Genomic DNA, 2,600 nt, shown 5'->3' with positions numbered 1-2,600 from the left:
ATCTAACTCTAAAGAAAAATCCCCATTTAAAAACTTTTCAAAGGTTCCCTGTCCATATTTTTTATCCACATCTTCTATAAGATTGTCAACCTTATTAAACATTACCCCATCAAAGAAAGAATCTCCATAACTTAACTTAATCTTTAAAAAGTTTTTATCCTTCCCCATAAGATTTCCTCTTAAAGCTTTTACTCCTTTAGCTCCAAATATAGGTTTAGAGTTTCCCTTACCAAAAGGCTCTAATTTTTCTAAGGTTCTAACTAAGGATAAACTTATATCTTGTGGTTTTAAAGCCATATCTAGTGTTATTTTAGGAATTATATCTTCTTCTCTTAATGTGCATACCTCATTAATCTTCTTTCTAAGAAGATCAATATTTTCCGTTTTTAAAGATAGTCCTGCTGCCATAGGATGGCCCCCAAACTTATCCATAACTTCCTTGCACTTTAGCATTTCCTCAAACATGTTGTACCCTTCTATAGACCGGCCTGATCCTTTAGCACCCTCATGGGCATTAGTAATAACAAAGGTAGGTAGATTATATCTTTCTTTTATACGCCCTGCTATTATACCAGCTATGCTCTCATGAATATCGTCTATGTATATAACAAGAACCTTATCATCCCTAGAACCTTCCTCTACCATCTCAATTGCTCTTTCCACTCCGTGACTAGTCATATCTTGTCTTTCTTTATTTAAGTCAAAGAGTTTCTTAGCATAAAGCTCCCCTTCCTCCTTTGAATTACTCATAAGAAGTTTTAATGATAGCTCCGCCGTTTCAAGCCTTCCTGTAGCATTTATACAAGGTCCTATAACAAAACCTAAATGGTAAGCACCTATGTCTTTTCCTCTAAGCCCCGTTATATCAAGCAAAGCATTTATTCCATAGTTACTACTATTATTTATCTTCTCTAAACCCTTAGATACTATGACCCTATTTTCTCCAATTAAATCTACCACATCACAAACAGTGGCAATGGCTGCAAACTCTAAAAGCTCTTCAGAGTACTGTGACGGAAAACCTAGGGTTTCATATAAGAAGGATGAAAATTTAAAGGCAACCCCTGCCCCACAAAGCTTCTTAAAGGGATACATACAATCTTCTCTCTTAGGATTTATAACTGCATCTGCCTTTGGTAGAACATAACGTCTTTTATTATTTTCTTCTACAAAGGCTATATCATGGTGATCTGTAACTATAATTTTCATGCCCAGCTTCTTGCCATGATTTATTTGATCTAGAGCTGCTATTCCGTTATCACAGGTTATTATAAGATCTACCCTTTCCTCCTTAGCCCTATTTATTATATCTATATTTATTCCATATCCTTCTGTTATTCTATGAGGTATATGATAACTAACATTAGCACCACAGGTCTTTAATGTTTTATAAAGTATATAGGTACTTATGACCCCATCTACATCATAATCTCCTACAATTAAAATCTTTTCTTTTTTCTCTATAGAATCTCTCATGATTTCTACAGCTTTTGTTAAATCTTCTAAAAGATATGGTGGATTCAAATCTTCAAGTCTTGGGTTTAAAAACTCCCTTGCCTCATTTAAATCATTTATTCCTCTATTTATAAGAAGTCTTGCTATTACCTCATCAACTTTCAAGGACTCACTATAAAACTTATAATCAGCCTTTATATTTCTAACTAACCATTTTTCCATTTAAAACCTCTTCTTTACTACTTAAATATTTGTACTGCTCCCTTTTTAAAAACTTTATCTACAACTCCTAGTATATAATCTATATCAACTTCTTTTATTATTTCTTTTTTATGAAGATCAGTATTAAACATTATATCATTAACACAAAGTCTTAATGCTCTTCTTATAGAACTTTCCTCATTAACTGATAGCTTCATTAAAAGTCTTTTTTTATAAATTTCTAAATCCCCTATATCATTTATATAATTTTTTATATTTAATACTATATTATCTATAATTTCCTTCATCCTATATACATTTTCCTTAGATGTACTTCCGTATATAGTAAAAAGTCCAATACCTTTTTCATATTTTATATTTGATTTTATCTCATAAGCTAAGCCTTCCCTAGTTCTTATATTAGAAAAAAGGATAGAGCTTACCCCCTCACCAAAAAACATATTAAACATATAGAGAGCCTCTAACTCTTTTTCATTAAGATCTCCTATATTAAAGGCATATAGAATCTTACTCCCCTTTAATCCCTCTATATGCCTTTCATAAGTTCCTTCTTTTATATCTTCCTTAAAGTCTATAGCTTTTAATTTCTCTCCCTTTTTTATATGACTAAAGCTTTTAGAAGCCATATCTATAATTTCATCTCTATCTTTAGAGGTAACAAATGATATGACTATATTCTCTCCTATATAGTGTTCATTATAAAATCTCTTTAATTCCTCTAGGGTTATATGTTTTAATTCTTCTTCTCTTCCAATTATTATATCCTTAATTCTTCTTTTCTTAAAACAATTATATAAAAGTTCATCTTCAATATACTGCTCTAAATCTTCTTTCCACTCCATAGCCTCTTGAATTATGATCTGTTTTTCTTCCTGAAAGCCTTCTTCACTAAAAGATGGCTTTGTAACTATACTGCTATATAG

Annotated in this window: 2 protein-coding genes; both read right to left on the bottom strand. The window is 31.3% G+C overall.

Annotated elements, in window-relative coordinates:
• On the bottom strand, positions 1–1,677 hold a 1,677-nt coding region (gene recJ / locus AB2369_RS12840; protein WP_367666868.1), incomplete at its 3' end, for a single-stranded-DNA-specific exonuclease RecJ.
• A gap of 17 nt (positions 1,678–1,694) precedes the next feature.
• Positions 1,695–2,600: M16 family metallopeptidase (locus tag AB2369_RS12835; RefSeq protein ID WP_367666867.1), on the bottom strand; the 906-nt coding region annotated here is incomplete at its 5' end.

Origin of the sequence: Clostridium sp., from assembly GCF_040797585.1 — a bacterium.
GTDB lineage: Bacteria > Bacillota > Clostridia > Clostridiales > Clostridiaceae > Clostridium_Z.
Note: the sequence above shows the minus strand (reverse complement) of the source record. Positions and strands in the feature narration are given on the sequence as shown.